The organism is Streptomyces sp. NPDC001902 (assembly GCF_042891295.1).
In the GTDB taxonomy this organism is placed as follows: domain Bacteria; phylum Actinomycetota; class Actinomycetes; order Streptomycetales; family Streptomycetaceae; genus Actinacidiphila.
Genome location: NZ_JBIATA010000002.1, coordinates 165,713 through 181,755 on the forward strand (window position 1 = coordinate 165,713; position 16,043 = coordinate 181,755).

The following is a 16,043-nucleotide window of genomic DNA, read 5'->3' on the forward strand; positions in this document are numbered from 1 at the left end:
GCGCCGCCGGTTGCCCTCGCCCGGAGCGGCTGCTCTGATGGGTGGCTGTGACGGCTTCGGCTCCAGGTACCGATGACGCCCGCCGCGCGATCGAGGCGGTGTGGCGGATCGAGTCGGCCCGGGTGATCGCCGGTGTCGCGCGGATCGTGCGCGACATCGGCGTCGCCGAGGAGCTCGCGCAGGACGCCCTGGTCGCCGCCCTCGAACAGTGGCCGGGCGCCGGCGTCCCGGACAACCCCGGTGCCTGGCTGACGACCACGGCGAAGCACCGGGCGATCGACCTCGTCCGCCGCAAGGAGGTCTTCGCGCGCAAGCTCCGGGAACTCGGCCACACCCTGGAGGGCGGCCAGGCGTACGAGCCCGACTTCGCGGCCGCCGAGGCGGCCGCCGACGGCGACATCGAGGACGACCTGCTGCGGCTGGTCTTCACCGCCTGCCACCCGGTGCTGTCCACCGAGGCCCGCGTGGCGCTCACCCTGCGGCTGCTCGGTGGTCTGACCACCGCCGAGATCGCGCGCGCCTACCTCGTCCCCGAGGCGACCGTCGCCCAGCGCATCGTGCGGGCGAAACGGACGCTGGCGAAGGCGGACGTGCCCTTCGAGCAGCCGCACGGGCCCGACCGGGTCGAACGGCTCTCCTCCGTCCTGGAGGTCATCTACCTGGTCTTCAACGAGGGCTACTCGGCGACCGCGGGCGACGACTGGATGCGCCCGGCGCTGTGCGAGGACGCGCTGCGCCTCGCCAGGGTGCTGGCGGGGCTGATGCCCAAGGAGCCCGAGGCCCACGGCCTGGCCGCGCTGCTGGAGATCCAGGCCTCCCGTTCTGCCGCCCGCACCGGCCCGGACGGGCAGCCCGTCCTGCTGGCCGACCAGGACCGGCGGCGCTGGGACCAGCTGCTGATCCGGCGCGGCTTCGCCGCCCTGGCGCGCGCCGAGGCGGCGGGCGGCCCGCCGGGCCCGTACGCGCTGCAGGCGGCCATCGCCGCCTGCCACGCCCGCGCCCTGCACGCGCGGGACACGGACTGGCGGCGGATCGCCGAGCTCTACGCGGCCCTGGCACAGCGCGCGCCGTCCCCGGTGGTGGAACTCAACCGGGCGGTCGCGGTCACCATGGCGTACGGACCGCAGGAGGGGCTCGCGCTCGTGGACGGGCTCACCGACGAGCCGTCGCTGCGCGGCTACCACCTGCTGCCGAGCGTCCGCGGTGACCTGCTGGAGCGGCTCGGCCGGTACGCCGAGGCCCGCGAGGAGTTCCTGCGCGCCGCCTCCCTGACGCGCAACGAGCGCGAGCGTGCCCTGCTGGTCGAGCGCGCCGCCCGGGCGAGCCTGGCGGCTAAGCGGTAGGCGGCCGGGCGCCGGGTCCCGGGCCGCGGCGGCGGCCGGCGGTGCCGTCGATGGCCTCGACGACCGGGTGGCGGTGCGCCTCGGACCCGCGCAGGGCGTGCAGCATGACGAGCATCATCAGCGGGCACATCAGGGCCACGGCGAGGATGAAGATCGCACCGATCGGCACACCGAGCCCCACCGCGACCACCACCGCGGCCGCGGCGACGAGCCCGTACAGCCCGTAGTGCCGGCCGGTCGCCCTCGTCCTGTCCATCGCGGCCTCCCGCGGTCTCGCCGACGGCGTGGATTTCATCGTACGGCCGCGGGCGCGTGGCGCATCCGGACGCCGACGGCCCCTGCGCGGGGCCCGGGTGACGGGTGGGCCAGGGGGACGGCGCGCGCCCCCGCAGTCACCCGCGGACTCCCGCGCGCCCTCACCGAGCGGGTGCCGGGCGGGTGGACATACGTCCCGCTCATGGGATCATCCTGCGGTGCGCCGCCCGCGGCGCGGCGGGAACCGCGGCCCGCACGCGGGACACCCGACGTCGTCGACACCCGAGAGGGACAGGGCATGACCGGAACGGCGAGCCGCTACCTCTACCTCACCCGGCACGCAGAGGCGCTGCCGGACGGGAGCGGCCTGACGGAGAACGGCTTCCGGCAGGCCGGACTCCTCGGCGAGCGGCTGGGGGGCTCCCCGGTCTCCGCCGTCCACCACGGTCCGCTGCCCGGGGCAGCGCAGTCCGCGGCGCTGATCGGCGAGCGGCTGGGGAACGGGGTGCCCGTGACGCCCAACGAGCTCGCGGGGGACTACCCGCCGTACTTCCCCGCGGAGTCCGAGCTGCCGCCGGACAGCGCGTACTACCTCTCCCGCTTCCTCGACCACTTCTCCGCCGAGGAGCGCGCCTGGGGACCGCACTGGGCCGCCGAGGCGCTGACCCGCTTCGCCGGGCCGATGGCGGCGGGCAAGGCGGCGCACGAGCTGGTCGTGACCCACAACTTCCTGATCGGCTGGCTGGTCTCGGCGGCGCTGGACGCGCCCCGCTGGCGCTGGCTCAGCCTCAACCACGCCAACGCCGCCCTGACGGTGATCCGCTACACCCCCGGCCGGCCGAACTCTGTGCTGCTCCTCAACGACATGCGGCACCTCCCGGAGGAACTGCGCTGGACCGGTTTCCCGGCCGAGCTGCACTTCTGACGGCGGTCGCCCGGCTCCTTGCCGGCCACCCGACACCGGGCCCCGCGCCGCGCCGTACGCCCCGCGCGCAGGCCCGGCACCCGGTCCGGGGACCTTGTGGCCTATGGCAACCTCAAACCGGGCAGTGTTAGAAATGTCGGCATGGTCGACGTTTTCGACCGATTCGGGGCGTCACAATGCGGTCACTGACCGAGAAGAGCCCGCGGAGCGTCGCCGGACAGGTCTTCATCCTGCAGGTGGCGATCGTCGTGCTGCTCGTGGCGGGCGGCGTGTTCGCGCTCGTCGTGCAGTCCCGGCACGACAGCGAGCGCGAGGCCGTGAACCGTTCGATCGCGGCGGCGAGCACCTTCGCCCGCTCCCCCGGCCTGGTGGACGTGCTGAAGGAACCGGACCCCTCCAAGACCCTCCAGCCCATCACCGAACTGGCCCGCAAGGAGGCCGGGGTCGACTTCATCGTGGTGATGGACACCAAGGGGATCCGCTACACGCACCCCATCCCCGGCCGGATCGGCCAGCAGTTCGTCGGCACCATCGGGCCGTCCCTGCAGGGCAGGGTCTACACCGAGAGCGTGCAGGGCCCGCTCGGCCACGAGGTCCAGGCGGTCGTGCCCGTCTTCGACCCCGTCGACGACCCGCACGGCCAGGTCGTGGCACTGGTGTCGGCCGGCATGAAGGTGAAGAACGTGACCGGCGTGGTCGCCAAGCAGCTGCCGATCATCCTCGGCGCCGGCGCGGCCGCGCTCGCCCTGGCCATGGGCGGCACCGCCCTGGTCGCCAGACGGCTGCGCCGGCAGACCCACCGCCTGGACGCGGCCGAGATGACCCGCATGTACGAGCACCACGACACCGTGCTGCACTCCGTGCGGGAGGGCGTGCTCATCGTCGACGAGGACGGTCGGCTGCTGCTCGCCAACGACGAGGCCAAGCGCCTGCTCGACCTCGCCCCCGACGCCGAGGGCCGGCGGATCACCGACCTGCACGGGCTCGACCCGGGCACGGTCGAGCTGCTGACCTCCCAGCGGGTGGCCACCGACGAAGTGCTGCCGGCCGGCGACCGCCTGCTGGCGGTCAACCAGCGTCCCACCGACGGCCACGGCGGCCCCAAGGGCTCGATCGTGACCCTGCGCGACTCCACGGAGCTGCAGGCGCTGTCCGGCCGCGCCGAGGACGCCAGGGAACGCCTCAAGCTGCTCTACGACGCAGGCCTGGGCGTCGGCACGACCCTCGACGTGGTGCGCACCGCCGAGGAGCTGGCGCAGGTCACCGTGCCGCGCTTCGCCGACTTCGTCACCGTCGACCTGGCCGACCCGGTGCTGCGCGGCGAGGAGCCCAGCGGCACCGCCGGCTCCGACATGCGCCGCACGGCCGTCAACGGCATCCGCTCCGACGCCCCGCTCTACCCGCTCGGCAGGCTGATCGACTTCCTGCCCTCCACCCCGCAGGCGCGCGGCTTCGGCAGCGGCCGCGCGGAGATCGTCGCCGACCTCTCCGCGGACGCAGGCTGGCTCGCGCAGGACCCCGAGCGCACGGACCGGGTCGTGGGGTACGGCATCCACTCGCTGATCGCGGCCCCGCTCAAGGCCCGCGGCGTGGTGCTGGGCATCGCCAACTTCTGGCGTTCGGAGAAGCCGGAGCCGTTCGACGAGGAGGACCTCTCGCTCGCCGAGGAGCTCGTCGCCCGCGCCGCGATCAACATCGACAACGCGCGCCGCTACACCCGCGAGCACGCCCTGGCCGTCACCCTGCAGCGCAGCCTGCTGCCGCGCGCGCTGCCCGAGCAGAGCGCCCTGGACGTGGCCCACCGCTACCTGCCCGCGCAGTCCGGCGTCAGCGGCGACTGGTTCGACGTGATCCCGCTCCCGGGCAACCGGGTGGCGCTGGTCGTCGGCGACGTCGTCGGCCACGGGCTGCACGCCGCCGCCACGATGGGGCGGCTGCGCACCGCGGTGCACAACTTCTCCACCCTCGACCTGCCGCCCGACGAGCTCCTCGGGCACCTGGACGACCTGGTCGGCCGCATCGACCAGGACGAGTCCGGCACCGGCGTCGGGGCCGGCGTCATGGGTGCCACCTGCCTGTACGCGATCTACGACCCCGTCTCACGGCGCTGCGTGATGGCGCGGGCCGGGCACCACCCGCCCGCCCTGGTCCGCCCCGACGGCGGCGTGGAGTTCCCCGACCTGCCCGCCGGGCCGCCGCTGGGCCTGGGCGGCATGCCGTTCCAGACGGCGGAGCTGGAGCTGGCGGAGGGCACCCAGCTGGTCCTGTACACCGACGGGCTGATCGAGGACCGCAGGCGGGACCTCGACGTCGGCATGGAGATGCTGAAGCAGGCCCTGGCCGCCCACCCGGACCGGCCGCCCGAGGAGAGCTGCCAGGCCGTGCTGGAGGCGCTGCTGCCGGGCCGTCCCAAGGACGACGTGGCGCTGCTCATCGCCCGCACCCGGTGCACCCCCGCCGATCACGTCGCCGAGTGGGACGTGCCCCTCGATCCCGCGGCCGTGTCCGGGATGCGGGCCGCCGTCGCGGAGAAGCTGGACGAGTGGGGCCTGTCGGAGCTGGCGTTCGGCATGGAACTGGTGCTCAGCGAACTGATCACCAACGCGATCCGCTACGGCTCCGCGCCCATCAGGGTCCGGCTGCTGCTGGACCGCACGCTGACCTGCGAGGTGTCCGACGGCAGCAGCACCTCGCCGCACCTGCGCTACGCCGCCACCACCGACGAGGGCGGCCGCGGGCTGTTCCTGGTCGCGCAGGTCGCCGAACGCTGGGGCACCCGCTACACCCCCGAGGGCAAGGTGATCTGGGCGGAGCAGCCGCTGCCCGCCTGGGCGGACCGCGCCCTGGACGCGGGCGCCCGGCTGACGGGCGCGGTCGACGCCTCGACGCGGTGAACGCCCCGGGGCTCAGCCGGACGTCTGCGCCAGCACACGGGCCCGGCACCGGGCCGGCGTACCCCAGGCGGAGCGCAGCGCGCGGGCCTTGGTGAGCCACAGGGACAGGTCGTACTCGGCCGTGTAACCGAGGGCGCCGTGCAGTTGCAGCGCGGTCCGCGCGGCCCGGTAGGCGGCCTCGCCGCAGGCCACCTTCGCGGCGGCGACGTCGGCGCCGGTCCCGGTCACGGCGGCGCCGTGCAGCAGGGGCCTGGCGAACTCCAGGGCGATCAGGGTGTCGGCCAGCCGGTGCTTGACGGCCTGGAAGGAGCCGACCGGCACCCCGAACTGGTGGCGCCGCCGCACATGGTCGACCGTACGGGCCAGCAGCGCGAGCCCGACGCCGAGCGCCTGGGCCGCCGTGACGAGCGCCGCCCGGTCGGCGGCCCGGGCGGCCGCGGCCGCGACGGCGGGCCCGGCGGCCAGCACCGCCGCGGTGCCCTCCTGCGGGACGGCCAGACGCCGGACGGGGTCGAGGGAGGCCAGGACCGGGCCATGGTGGCGGGCCAGGAGCAGCCGGTCGCCGCTCACGACCAGGACGGCGTCGGCGGCGTCGGCGTCGAGGGCGTGGCCGCCCTCCGGCGCGGCGAGGCCCAGCACGGCCCGTCCCGCGGCGACGCGGGGCAGCCACTCCTTGGCCGGCCCCGGGTCGGGCAGCGCGTCCAGGAGCGCGGCGGCGGCCACCGTCTCGACGACCGGGCCCGGTACGGCGTGCCGCCCCAGCTCGACGAAAGCGAGGGCGAGCTCGACGGGGCGTGGGCCGTAGCCGTCGTACGCCTCCGGCACGGCGAGCGCGAAGAGCCCGGCGTCGGCCAGCCGGGCCCACAGCCGCCGCCCCGGTGCGTGCTCCCCCGCGGCCCAGGCACGCGCCGCCTCCGGCGTCCCGGCGGCGGCGAGCATGCGGTCCAGGGCGTGGGCGAAGTCCGCCTGCTCCACGGTCGGCAGGAACCTCATCCGCGACGCCCCCTCGGCAGCCCGGGCAACCGCTCGGCCATGACCTCGCGCTGCATCCCGCTCGCACCCGCACACGCAGGACGACGCGAGCCACCAGCGCCGTACGCCCCGGCACGGCCGGCGCCACGCACCCGGCAGCAGCAGGCCGGACCGTACTCCCCCACGACCCGGGCGCCCGGCGGGAACCTCATCCGCGACGCCCCCTCGGCAGCCCGAGCAACCGCTCGGCGACGATGTCGCGCTGGATCTCGTTCGTACCGGCGTAGACGGGCCCCGCGAGCGCGAACACCCAGCCCTCGGCCCAGGGGCCCCCGGCGGCCTCCCCCGGCGGCCCCAGGAGGTCCAGCGCAGTCTCGTGCAGGGCGATGTCCAGCTCGGACCAGAAGACCTTGGTGAGGCTGGACGCGCCTGCCTCCGGTGCGCCGCCCTCGGCGGCGCGGGCGGCGCCCGCGTAGGCGGCCAGCTGGTACGCACGGGCGCCGATCAGCGCGTCCGCGACACGGTCGGCGGCGGCCGGGTCCGCGTCCTCGCCGCAGGAGTGCCACAGGGCCGCCAGGCGGCGGGCGGCCGCCGTGAAGCGGCCGGGGCTGCGCAGGGTGAGGCCGCGCTCGTCGGCCGCCGTGCTCATGGCGACCCGCCAGCCGTCGCCGGGGGCGCCGACCACGTCGGCGTCGGGCACGAAGACGCCGTCCAGGAAGAGTTCGGCGAAGGCCGGCTTCCCGTCGAGGCGGGCGAGCGGCCGCACGGTCACCCCGGGCGCGTCGAGCCCGAACATCAGGTAGGTCAGTCCCTGGTGCGGCCGCGGCGCCCCGGGGTGGCTGCGGAACAGCCCGAACGCGCGGTCGGCGAAGGCGGCGCGGGAGGACCAGGTCTTCTGGCCGCGCAGCAGCCAGCCGCCCTCGGTGCGGGTGGCCGTGGAGCGCAGCGACGCCAGGTCGGAACCCGCCTCCGGCTCGGACCAGGCCTGCGCCCAGATCACCTCGCCGCGCGCCATGGGCGGCAGGACGCGGTCGCGCTGCTCCTGGGTGCCGTGCTCCAGGAGGGTCGGGCCGAGCAGGCTGATCCCGTTCTGGCCGACCCGGCCGGGCGCCCCGGCGGCGTAGTACTCCTCCTCGAAGACCAGCCACTGGAGGAGCGTGGCGTCCCGCCCCCCGTAGGCGGCAGGCCAGGAGACGACCGACCAGCGGTCGGCGGCCAGCCGGCGCTCCCAGGCGCGGTGGGCGGCGAAGCCCTCGGCCGTCTCCAGGGAGGGCAGCGGGACGGCGGGGACGTGCGCGGCGAGCCAGTCCCGGGCCTGGTGCCGGAAGGACCGTTCCTCCGCGGTGAAGTCGAGATCCACCCGCTCCCCCTTCCCTAACAAGTGTTTGGTAGATTAACGTCGACGGCGTGACTCCACCACCCCCGTACCACCCGGGCCACGCGCTGCTGGCGGACCGCACCGCGGTCGTCACCGCGGCGGCGGGCGCCGGCATCGGCGGCGCGACGGCCCGGCGCCTCCTGGAGGAGGGCGCCCGGGTGGTGATCGGCGACGTCCACCAGCGGCGGCTGAAGGAGTGCGCGGCCGCCCTGGCGGACGAGTTCGGGCCGGACCGGGTCGCCGCGCTCCCCTGCGACGTCACGGACGAGACCCAGGTCGCGGCGCTGCTCGACCTCGCGGAGCGCCGGCACGGGCGGCTGGACGTCGTGGTCAACAACGCCGGCCTCGGCGGCACCGCCGAACTGACCGAGATGACCGACGGGCAGTGGGCGGAGGTCCTCGACGTCACTTTGACCGGCACCTTCCGCTGCACCCGCGCCGCACTGCGCCGGATGAAGGCCTCCGGTGCCGGCGGCGTCATCGTCAACAACGCCTCCGTCGCCGGCTGGCGCGCCCAGGCCGGGCAGGCGCACTACGCCGCGGCCAAGGCCGGGGTCATGGCGCTCACCCGCTGCGCGGCGGTGGAGGCGGCGGCGTACGGGGTGCGGGTCAACGCCGTCTCCCCCAGCCTCGCCATGCACCCGCACCTGGTGAAGGTCACCACCCCCGGCCTGCTGGCGGAACTGACCGCGCGCGAGGCCTTCGGCCGCCCCGCGGAACCCTGGGAGGTCGCCAACGTGATCGTCTTCCTCGCCTCCGGCTACTCCTCGTACATGACCGGGGAGGTCGTCCCGGTGAGCAGCCAGCACGCGTGAAGCGAGAATGATCCCCGTGCCGAAGACCACTCCGAAGACCACGCCGAGGACCGCGAAGAGCCCCGCGGGGGCCACGGCCCCCTCCGACGGGCGCCGCGCCGAACTCCTCGCCATCGCCGCCAGGGTGTTCGCCGCGCAGGGCTACGACGCCACCACCGTCCGGCGGATCGCCGACGAGGCGGGGATGCTCGCGGGCAGCCTCTACTACCACTTCGACTCCAAGGAGTCGATGCTGGACGAGATCCTCTCGGCCTTCCTGGACGAGCTGTGGGCCGGGTACGAGGACGTGCTCGCCGCCGGCCTCGGCCCACGGGAGACCGTCGAGGCCCTGGTCACCGAGTCCTTCCGGGAGATCGACCGGCACCTGGACGCCGTCGCGATCTACCAGCGGGAGGCCCGGCAGCTGGCGTCCTCCCAGCCGCGCTTCGCCTATCTCGGCGATTCGCAGCGCAGGTTCGAACGGCTCTGGCTCGGGACGCTGGAACGCGGCGCAGCCACCGGGGTGTTCCGCGCCGACCTCGACCTGCGGCTGGCCTACCGCTTCATCCGCGACACCGTCTGGGTCGCGGCGTCCTGGTACCGGCCGGGCGGGCAGCACAGCCCCGAGGAGATCGCCCGGCAGTACCTGTCCATGGTGCTGGACGGCGTCACCGTCAGGGAATGACGCAGCCGCACCCGGTCCACCACCCGGTCCCCACGGAGGAGCAGTCATGGCCGAGGCCTACATCGTCGAAGCGGTCCGCACCCCGGTCGGCCGGCGCGGCGGCGGGCTGTCCGCGGTCCACCCCGCCGACCTCGGCGCCCATGTGCTGAAGGCGCTGGTGGAACGCTGCGGGGTCGACCCGGCCGCGGTCGAGGACGTCGTCTTCGGCTGCCTCGACCAGGTCGGCCCGCAGGCGGGCGACATCGCCCGCACCAGCTGGCTGGCGGCCGGGCTGCCCGAGGAGGTCCCCGGCGTGACCGTCGACCGCCAGTGCGGCTCCTCCCAGCAGGCCGTCCACTTCGCCGCCCAGGGCGTGCTGTCCGGCACCCAGGACCTCGTCGTGGCGGGCGGCGTCCAGAACATGTCGGCCATCCCCATCGGCTACGCCAACCACCGGGCCGTCGAACCGCTCGGCATGACCGCGGGCCCGTTCTCCGGCTCCGAGGGCTGGCGCGCCCGCTACGGGAGCACCCCGGTGAGCCAGTTCCACGGCGCGGAGCTCATCGCCGCGAAGTGGGGCATCACCCGTGAGGCCATGGAGGAGTTCGCGCTGCGCTCCCACCGGCGGGCGGTCGCCGCCATCGACGGGGGCCGATTCGACCGCGAACTCGCCCCCTTCGCCGGTGTGACCGCCGACGAGGGCCCGCGCCGCGACACCACTGCGGAGAAGATGGCCGGCCTCAAACCCCTGGTGGAGGGCGGGCGGCTGACCGCGGCCCTGTCCTCCCAGGTCTCGGACGGGGCCGCCGCCATGCTCATCGCCTCCGAGCGCGCGGTCCGCGAGCACGGGCTCACCCCTCGGGCGCGGGTCCACCACCTGTCGGTGCGCGGCGAGGACCCCATCCGCATGCTCTCCGCACCCATCCCGGCGACCGCGCACGCCCTGAAGAAGACCGGGTTGACCATCGACGACATCGACCTGGTCGAGATCAACGAGGCCTTCGCCCCCGTCGTCCTGGCCTGGCTCAAGGAGACCGGCGCCGACCCCGGCCGGGTCAACGTCAACGGCGGCGCCATCGCGCTGGGCCATCCGCTCGGCGCCACCGGCGTGAAGCTGATGACCACCCTGCTGCACGAACTGGAGCGCACCGGCGGGCGCTTCGGACTGCAGACGATGTGCGAGGGCGGCGGCCAGGCCAACGTCACGATCATCGAACGGCTCTGACCCGCCGGCCGGACGACCGGGAGGCCGAGCCCGGCATCGGCGCGACCGCACCGCGACGCGGGGGCCCGTGTCACCGCCCCCCGCGTCACTCCCCCGCCGCCCGCGCCCCGTACACCCGCCCGGGGGGCTCCGCCGCCGCGAGCAGCTTCACGGCGGCCTCCCCCGCCTCCGCGGGCGTCCAGCGGGCGCCCCGGTCGGCGGTGGGCCCCGGCCGCCAGCCCTCCATGACCGTGATGCGGCCGCCCTCGGCCTCGAAGACCCGCCCCGTGACACCGGCCGAGGCGGCCGACCCGAGCCAGACGACGAGCGGCGAGACGTTCCCCGGTGCCATGGCGTCGAAGGCGCCTGCCCCGGGCGCGGCCATGGCCTCGGCGAAGACCGCCTCGGTCATCCGGGTCCGGGCCGCCGGGGCGACGGCGTTGACCCGTACCCCGTACCGCGCCAGTTCGGCGGCGGCCACCAGGGTCAGGCCGACGACGCCCGCCTTGGCGGCCGCGTAGTTGCCCTGCCCGACGCTGCCCAGCAGCCCGGCACCGGACGTGGTCGTGACGATCCGCGCGTCAGGGGTGCGGCCCGCGCGGGTCTCGGCCCGCCAGTGCGCGGCCGCGTGCCGCAGCGGCAGGAAGTGGCCGGTGAGATGGACCCGCAGGACGGCGTTCCAGTCGTCCTCGTCCAGGTTGACGAGCATCCGGTCACGCAGGAAGCCCGCGTTGTTGACCAGGGTGTCCAGCCGCCCGAACGCCTCCAGTGCGGTGGCGACGAGGGACGCCGCCCCCTGCTGGGTGGCGATGTCGCCGTCGTGCACGACGGCCTCACCGCCCCGGGCGCGGATCTCGGCGGCCACCTCGTGGGCGGGCGCGGCCGAACTCCCGGCGCCGTCCGGCCCGCCGCCGAGGTCGTTGACCACGACCCGGGCGCCCTCGGCGGCGAACGCCAGGGCGTGCGCCCGGCCCAGCCCGCGTCCCGCACCGGTGACGGCGACCACGCGCCCGGCGCAGATGCCCGTCGTGGCGCCGCCCTGCGCGGTCATCCCGCCCATCCCGCTCCCCTTCCGTCTCCGGCCGCGGCGAGGAACGCCGGGGCCTCGCCGCCGCCGTGAAGGTGCAGGCTGGCGCCGCTGATGTAACGGGCCCGCTCGGAGGCGAGGAAGACACAGGCGTCCCCCACCTCCACCGGCTCCGCGAGCCGCCCGAGCGGCACCGTGCGCTCCACGGCGGCGACGCCGTCCTCGTCCCCGTAGTGCAGGTGCGACGACTCGGTGCGGACCATTCCGAGCACCAGGGTGTTGACGCGGATCAGCGGGGCCCATTCGACGGCCATGGAGCGGGCCAGGCTCTCCAGGCCCGCCTTGGCCGCGCCGTAGGCCGCCGTTCCCGGTGAGGGGCGGCCGCCGCTGACGCTGCCGATCATCACGACCGCACCGCCCCCCTGTTGACGGGCCATCACCTGGTGGACGGCGAGCGAGGCGTTGAGCGGCGCCAGCAGATTGAGCTCGACGACCCGCGCGTGCCGTTCGGGTCCCGCCTCGCCGAGCAGCCGGTAGGGCGTCCCGCCCGCGTTGTTGACCAGGACGTCGATGCGCCCGTACGCCTCCGCCACCGCGCCGAGGACCTCCGCGGTGGCGCCCGGATCGCGCAGGTCCACCGCGCGGAAGTCGGCTCCGTCGGGCGGCGGCCCGGGCGGCGGGCGGCGGGCGCAGACCACGACGCGGGCGCCGGCCTCCGCGAACGCACGGGCGATGCCGGCGCCGACCCCGCGCGTGCCGCCGGTGACGACGGCGACCCGGTCCGACAGATCGACAGTCATGCTCACGCCGGAGTACCTTTCCCCTAACAAACGTTTGGTGGAAAGGTAGCTGATCCACGGATGACTGTCTCCACCGCGCACCCCGAACCCGGCGTCGCCGCCGTCACCGTCGACCACCCGCCGGTCAACGCCCTTCCCGTGAGCGGCTGGTACGAGCTGGCGGACGCCCTGCGCGCCGCCGGCCGCGACCCGGGCACCCGCTGCGTCGTCCTGCGCGCCAAGGGCCGCGGCTTCAACGCGGGCGTCGACCTGAAGGAGATGCAGCGCACCGCGGGCCACACGGCCCTGATCGGCGCCAACCGCGGCTGCTACGAGGCCTTCGCCGCCGTCTACGAGTGCGAGGTGCCGGTCGTCGCCGCCGTGCAGGGGCACTGCCTGGGCGGTGGCATCGGTCTGGTCGGCAACGCGGACGCCGTCGTCGCCGCCGAGGACGCCTCCTTCGGCCTGCCCGAGCTGGACCGCGGCGCCCTGGGCGCGGCCACCCACCTCGCGCGGCTGGTCCCCCAGCACTTGATGCGCACGCTCTACTTCACCTCCCGCACCGTCAGCGCCGCCGAACTCCACCGCCACGGCTCGGTCTGGCAGGTCGTGCCCCGCGGGGAGCTCGACGCCGCGGCCCTCGCCCTCGCCCGCGAGATCGCGGCCAAGGACGGCGAGCTGCTCCGCCTCGCCAAGGCCGCCATCAACGGCATCGACCCCGTCGACGTCCGCCGCAGCTACCGCTTCGAACAGGGCTTCACCTTCGAGGCCAACCTCAGTGGCGTCGCGGACCGGCACCGCGACGCCTTCGTGTCGGGTTCCGGGTCCGGATCCGGGGGGCGACGATGAGCGGCAAGGTCATGACCGCGGACGAGGTGGCGGCCGAACTCCGCTCCGGGATGACCGTCGGCATCGGCGGCTGGGGCTCCCGCCGCAAGCCGATGGCCCTGGTGACGGCCGTCCTGCGGTCAGGCGTCACGGACCTGACGGTCGTCTCCTTCGGGGGCCCGGACGTCGGCCTGCTGGCCGCGGCGGGCCGGATCCGCAGGCTGGTCACCGCCTTCGTCACCCTGGACTCGATCCCGCTCGAACCGCACTTCCGCGCCGCCCGGCAACGCGGCGCCCTGGAACTCACCGAGCTGGACGAGGCCATGATGATGTGGGGCCTGACCGCGGCCGCCCACCGGCTGCCCTTCCTGCCGGTGCGCGCCGGGCTCGGCTCCGACGTGATGCGGGTCAACCCCTGGCTGCGGACGGTCACCTCGCCCTACGACGACGGGGAGGAGCTGGTCGCCGTCCCCGCGCTGCACCTGGACGCCGCCCTGGTCCACCTCAACCGCGCCGACGCCCGCGGCAACGGCCAGTACCTCGGCCCGGACCCGTACTTCGACGACCTGTTCTGCGAGGCGGCGGACGCCGCCTATGTGTCGTGCGAACGCGTCGTGGACACCGCGGACCTGCTCAAGGCGGCCGGCCCCCAGTCCCTCCTGGTGAAGCGGCAGTTCGTCACCGGGGTCGTCGAGGCCCCGCACGGAGCCCACTTCACCTCCTGCGTCCCGGACTACGACCGCGACGAGGACTTCCAGCGGGAGTACGCCCGGGCCGCCGCCGATCCCGCCGCCTGGACGGCCTTCGCGGAACGCCTGGTGTCCGGCGCGGGGAAGGAGCGGCCGTGAACCCCACCCGCGCCGAGTACGCCGTCGTCGCCTGCGCCGAGGCGTGGCGTGGCGACGGTGAGGTGCTGGCCGCCCCCATGGGGCTGATCCCCTCCCTGGGCGCGCGGCTGGCCCGGCTGACCTTCGCACCCGGCCTGCTGCTCACCGACGGTGAGGCCCTCCTCCTGGACGCGGCGGGCGAGGTGGAGGGCTGGCTGCCCTACCGGCAGCACCTGGCCCTGGTCACCGGCGGGCGGCGGCACGTCATGATGGGCGCGAGCCAGCTCGACCGGTACGGCAACCAGAACATCTCGTGCATCGGCGACTGGGGGCGTCCCGCACGGCAACTGCTGGGGGTGCGGGGCGCGCCCGTCAACACGCTCAACAACCCGACCAGCTACTGGGTGCCGCGGCACTCGCCCCGCGTCTTCGTCGAACGCGTCGACATGGTGTGCGGCGTCGGCCACGACAGGGCGGCCGCCGCCGGCCCGTCCGCCACCCGGTTCCACGACGTCCGGCGGGTCGTCAGCGACCTCGGCGTCTTCGACTTCGAGACCGCCGAACGCACCATGCGCGTCCGCTCCCTGCACCCCGGGGTGACCCCGGCCGCGCTCCAGGAGGCCACCGGCTTCCCGCTGCCGGTCCCCGCGCACCCGCCGCGCACCCGCGCGCCCGGCGCCGAGGAGCTGCGGCTGATCCGTACCGTCCTCGACCCCGAGGGGCTGCGGGAGCGGGAGGTGCGGGCCTGATGGAGACCGCGCTGACACGGCTCGTCGGGGTCCGCCACCCCCTGGTGCAGACCGGCATGGGCTGGGTCGCCGGTCCCCGCCTGGTGTCGGCGACGGCGAACGCCGGCGCGCTCGGCATCCTCGCCTCGGCCACCATGAGCCCGCAGCGGCTGCGCCGGGCGGTGCGGGAGGTACGGGAGCGCACCGAGGGGGCGCCGTTCGGGGTCAACCTGCGGGCGGACGCGGGGGACGCCGCGGAAAGGGTGCGCATCATCGTCGCGGAGGACGTCCGCGTCGCCTCGTTCGCGCTGGCCCCCACCCGTGAGCTCATCGGCCGCCTCAAGGACGCGGGGGTGGTCGTCATCCCCTCCGTCGGCGCGCGGCGGCACGCCGAGAAGGTCGCCGCCTGGGGCGCGGACGCCGTGATGGTGCAGGGCGCCGAGGGCGGCGGCCACACGGGGAACGTCGCCACCACGGTGCTGCTGCCCCAGGTCGTGGACGCCGTCGGCATCCCCGTGATCGCGGCGGGCGGCTTCTTCGACGGCCGCGGCCTGGCGGCCGCCCTCGCGTACGGCGCGGCGGGCGTCGGTATGGGCACCCGCTTCCTGCTCACCTCCGACAGCCCGGTGCCCGATGCCGTCAAGGCCCGCTACCTGGCCGCATCCGTGCGGGACGTCGTCGTCACCGACCGCGTCGACGGGCTGCCGCACCGCATGCTCCGCACCGACCTGGTGGCCGCCCTGGAGCGCTCGGGGAAGGCGGCCGCCCTGCTACGGGCCCTGCGGCACGCGGCGGCCTTCCGCCGCGTCTCGGGGATGGGCCCGCGCGCCATGGTCCGCGACGGCCTGGCGATGCGGCACGGCAGAAAGCTGACCTGGAGTCAGACCCTGCTCGCCGCCAGCACCCCGATGATGCTGAAGTCCGCGATGGTCGACGGCCGCCCGGACCTGGGGGTGATGGCCGCCGGGCAGGTCGCGGGCGTGATCGGCGACCTGCCCTCCTGCGCGGAACTCGTCGCACGCGTCATGGCCGACGCCGAGGAGGCCCTCGCCCGGCTGGCCTCCCTCGCCACGCCCGCCTGAGGGCTCGTGGCGGGCCCCCTCGCGGCCGCCCGGTCACGCCGCGGCAAAGCGGTACCCGCGGACCGCTGACGCCCCCCTCGCGGGCGACCACGCGCCTCCGGCGTGCAGGCCCCCGTGCCGTTTCCGGCCGCCGACGACGCCCGGCCCCAGCACTGTCGCGGCTGTAGCCGCATGCCGCAGCCGACTCCGCGACGGCGGCAACGCCCCGGGCACCGTGGGCGCCCGCCGAACTTGCGCAAGAGCTCGTCCTCGCCGCCAAGGGCCTCGCCGAGCAGACCCGGCCGATCCCGGCGATGCTCCCGCCGCGGCTGCCGGCCCATGAGGTCACCGATGCCCACGGCCC

15 protein-coding genes are annotated in these 16,043 nt (G+C 75.3%); 10 read left to right on the forward strand and 5 right to left on the reverse strand.

What is annotated here, in order from left to right; genetic code table 11:
* Nucleotides 1-41 precede the first annotated feature (41 nt).
* Complete coding sequence (locus tag ACFYYN_RS04010; RefSeq protein WP_500544582.1) at nt 42-1,343, forward strand: RNA polymerase sigma factor; 1,302 nt, start codon at nt 42-44, stop codon at nt 1,341-1,343.
* On the opposite strand, the gene ACFYYN_RS04015 is transcribed toward ACFYYN_RS04010, so the two are convergent.
* Nucleotides 1,333-1,599 carry a hypothetical protein gene (locus tag ACFYYN_RS04015; RefSeq protein ID WP_500544583.1) on the reverse strand — a complete coding sequence of 89 codons (267 nt, stop codon included), beginning with the start codon at nt 1,597-1,599 and terminating at the stop codon, nt 1,333-1,335. The two genes, ACFYYN_RS04010 and ACFYYN_RS04015, sit on opposite strands and share 11 nt — an antisense overlap.
* Before the next feature lie 297 nt (nt 1,600-1,896).
* On the opposite strand from ACFYYN_RS04015, the gene ACFYYN_RS04020 reads away from it, so the two are divergent.
* Nucleotides 1,897-2,523 carry a histidine phosphatase family protein gene (locus ACFYYN_RS04020; protein WP_500544584.1) on the forward strand — a complete coding sequence of 209 codons (627 nt, stop codon included), beginning with the start codon at nt 1,897-1,899 and terminating at the stop codon, nt 2,521-2,523.
* A gap of 176 nt (nt 2,524-2,699) precedes the next feature.
* Nucleotides 2,700-5,417: a SpoIIE family protein phosphatase gene (locus ACFYYN_RS04025; protein WP_500544585.1), complete on the forward strand. Its 2,718-nt coding sequence runs from the start codon at nt 2,700-2,702 to the stop codon at nt 5,415-5,417.
* A gap of 12 nt (nt 5,418-5,429) precedes the next feature.
* Here ACFYYN_RS04025 and ACFYYN_RS04030 read toward each other — a convergent pair whose 3' ends face one another.
* Together ACFYYN_RS04030 and ACFYYN_RS04035 are read right to left on the reverse strand one after the other, a co-directional pair.
* Entirely contained in the window at nt 5,430-6,410 is a 981-nt protein-coding gene (locus ACFYYN_RS04030; RefSeq protein WP_500544586.1) for an acyl-CoA dehydrogenase family protein, read from the reverse strand.
* Nucleotides 6,411-6,597: 187 nt separating this feature from the next.
* Complete coding sequence (locus ACFYYN_RS04035) at nt 6,598-7,749, reverse strand: acyl-CoA dehydrogenase family protein (protein ID WP_500544587.1); 1,152 nt, start codon at nt 7,747-7,749, stop codon at nt 6,598-6,600.
* Between the two features lie 47 nt (nt 7,750-7,796).
* Here ACFYYN_RS04035 and ACFYYN_RS04040 point away from each other — a divergent pair, with 47 nt between their 5' ends.
* The 3 genes from ACFYYN_RS04040 to ACFYYN_RS04050 are packed head-to-tail and all read left to right on the forward strand — an operon-like array spanning nt 7,797 to nt 10,450.
* Nucleotides 7,797-8,582, forward strand: coding sequence for an SDR family oxidoreductase (locus tag ACFYYN_RS04040; RefSeq protein WP_500544588.1), 786 nt, complete (start codon nt 7,797-7,799; stop codon nt 8,580-8,582).
* A gap of 16 nt (nt 8,583-8,598) precedes the next feature.
* On the forward strand, nt 8,599-9,246 hold the full coding sequence (locus ACFYYN_RS04045; protein WP_500544589.1) for a TetR/AcrR family transcriptional regulator: 648 nt from the start codon (nt 8,599-8,601) through the stop codon (nt 9,244-9,246).
* Between the two features lie 46 nt (nt 9,247-9,292).
* Nucleotides 9,293-10,450 (forward strand): acetyl-CoA C-acetyltransferase, encoded by a 1,158-nt coding sequence (locus tag ACFYYN_RS04050; protein ID WP_500544590.1) that lies wholly within the window; start codon nt 9,293-9,295, stop codon nt 10,448-10,450.
* A gap of 85 nt (nt 10,451-10,535) precedes the next feature.
* Here ACFYYN_RS04050 and ACFYYN_RS04055 read toward each other — a convergent pair whose 3' ends face one another.
* On the reverse strand, nt 10,536-11,480 hold the full coding sequence (locus tag ACFYYN_RS04055; RefSeq protein ID WP_500544848.1) for an SDR family oxidoreductase: 945 nt from the start codon (nt 11,478-11,480) through the stop codon (nt 10,536-10,538).
* Nucleotides 11,477-12,262 (reverse strand): SDR family oxidoreductase, encoded by a 786-nt coding sequence (locus ACFYYN_RS04060; RefSeq protein WP_500544591.1) that lies wholly within the window; start codon nt 12,260-12,262, stop codon nt 11,477-11,479. The genes ACFYYN_RS04055 and ACFYYN_RS04060 overlap by 4 nt, the downstream gene beginning before the upstream one ends.
* A 54-nt stretch (nt 12,263-12,316) precedes the next feature.
* On the opposite strand from ACFYYN_RS04060, the gene ACFYYN_RS04065 reads away from it, so the two are divergent.
* Genes ACFYYN_RS04065 through ACFYYN_RS04080 form a run of 4 tightly spaced genes read left to right on the forward strand, consistent with a single transcriptional unit; the run spans nt 12,317 to nt 15,700 of the window.
* Nucleotides 12,317-13,084 carry an enoyl-CoA hydratase family protein gene (locus tag ACFYYN_RS04065; protein WP_500544592.1) on the forward strand — a complete coding sequence of 256 codons (768 nt, stop codon included), beginning with the start codon at nt 12,317-12,319 and terminating at the stop codon, nt 13,082-13,084.
* Nucleotides 13,081-13,911 (forward strand): CoA transferase subunit A, encoded by an 831-nt coding sequence (locus ACFYYN_RS04070; protein ID WP_500439838.1) that lies wholly within the window; start codon nt 13,081-13,083, stop codon nt 13,909-13,911. Before ACFYYN_RS04065 ends, ACFYYN_RS04070 begins: the two co-directional genes overlap by 4 nt.
* Entirely contained in the window at nt 13,908-14,639 is a 732-nt protein-coding gene (locus ACFYYN_RS04075; protein WP_500544593.1) for a CoA-transferase subunit beta, read from the forward strand. Before ACFYYN_RS04070 ends, ACFYYN_RS04075 begins: the two co-directional genes overlap by 4 nt.
* Entirely contained in the window at nt 14,639-15,700 is a 1,062-nt protein-coding gene (locus tag ACFYYN_RS04080; protein ID WP_500544594.1) for an NAD(P)H-dependent flavin oxidoreductase, read from the forward strand. Before ACFYYN_RS04075 ends, ACFYYN_RS04080 begins: the two co-directional genes overlap by 1 nt.
* Nucleotides 15,701-16,043: the final 343 nt, after the last annotated feature.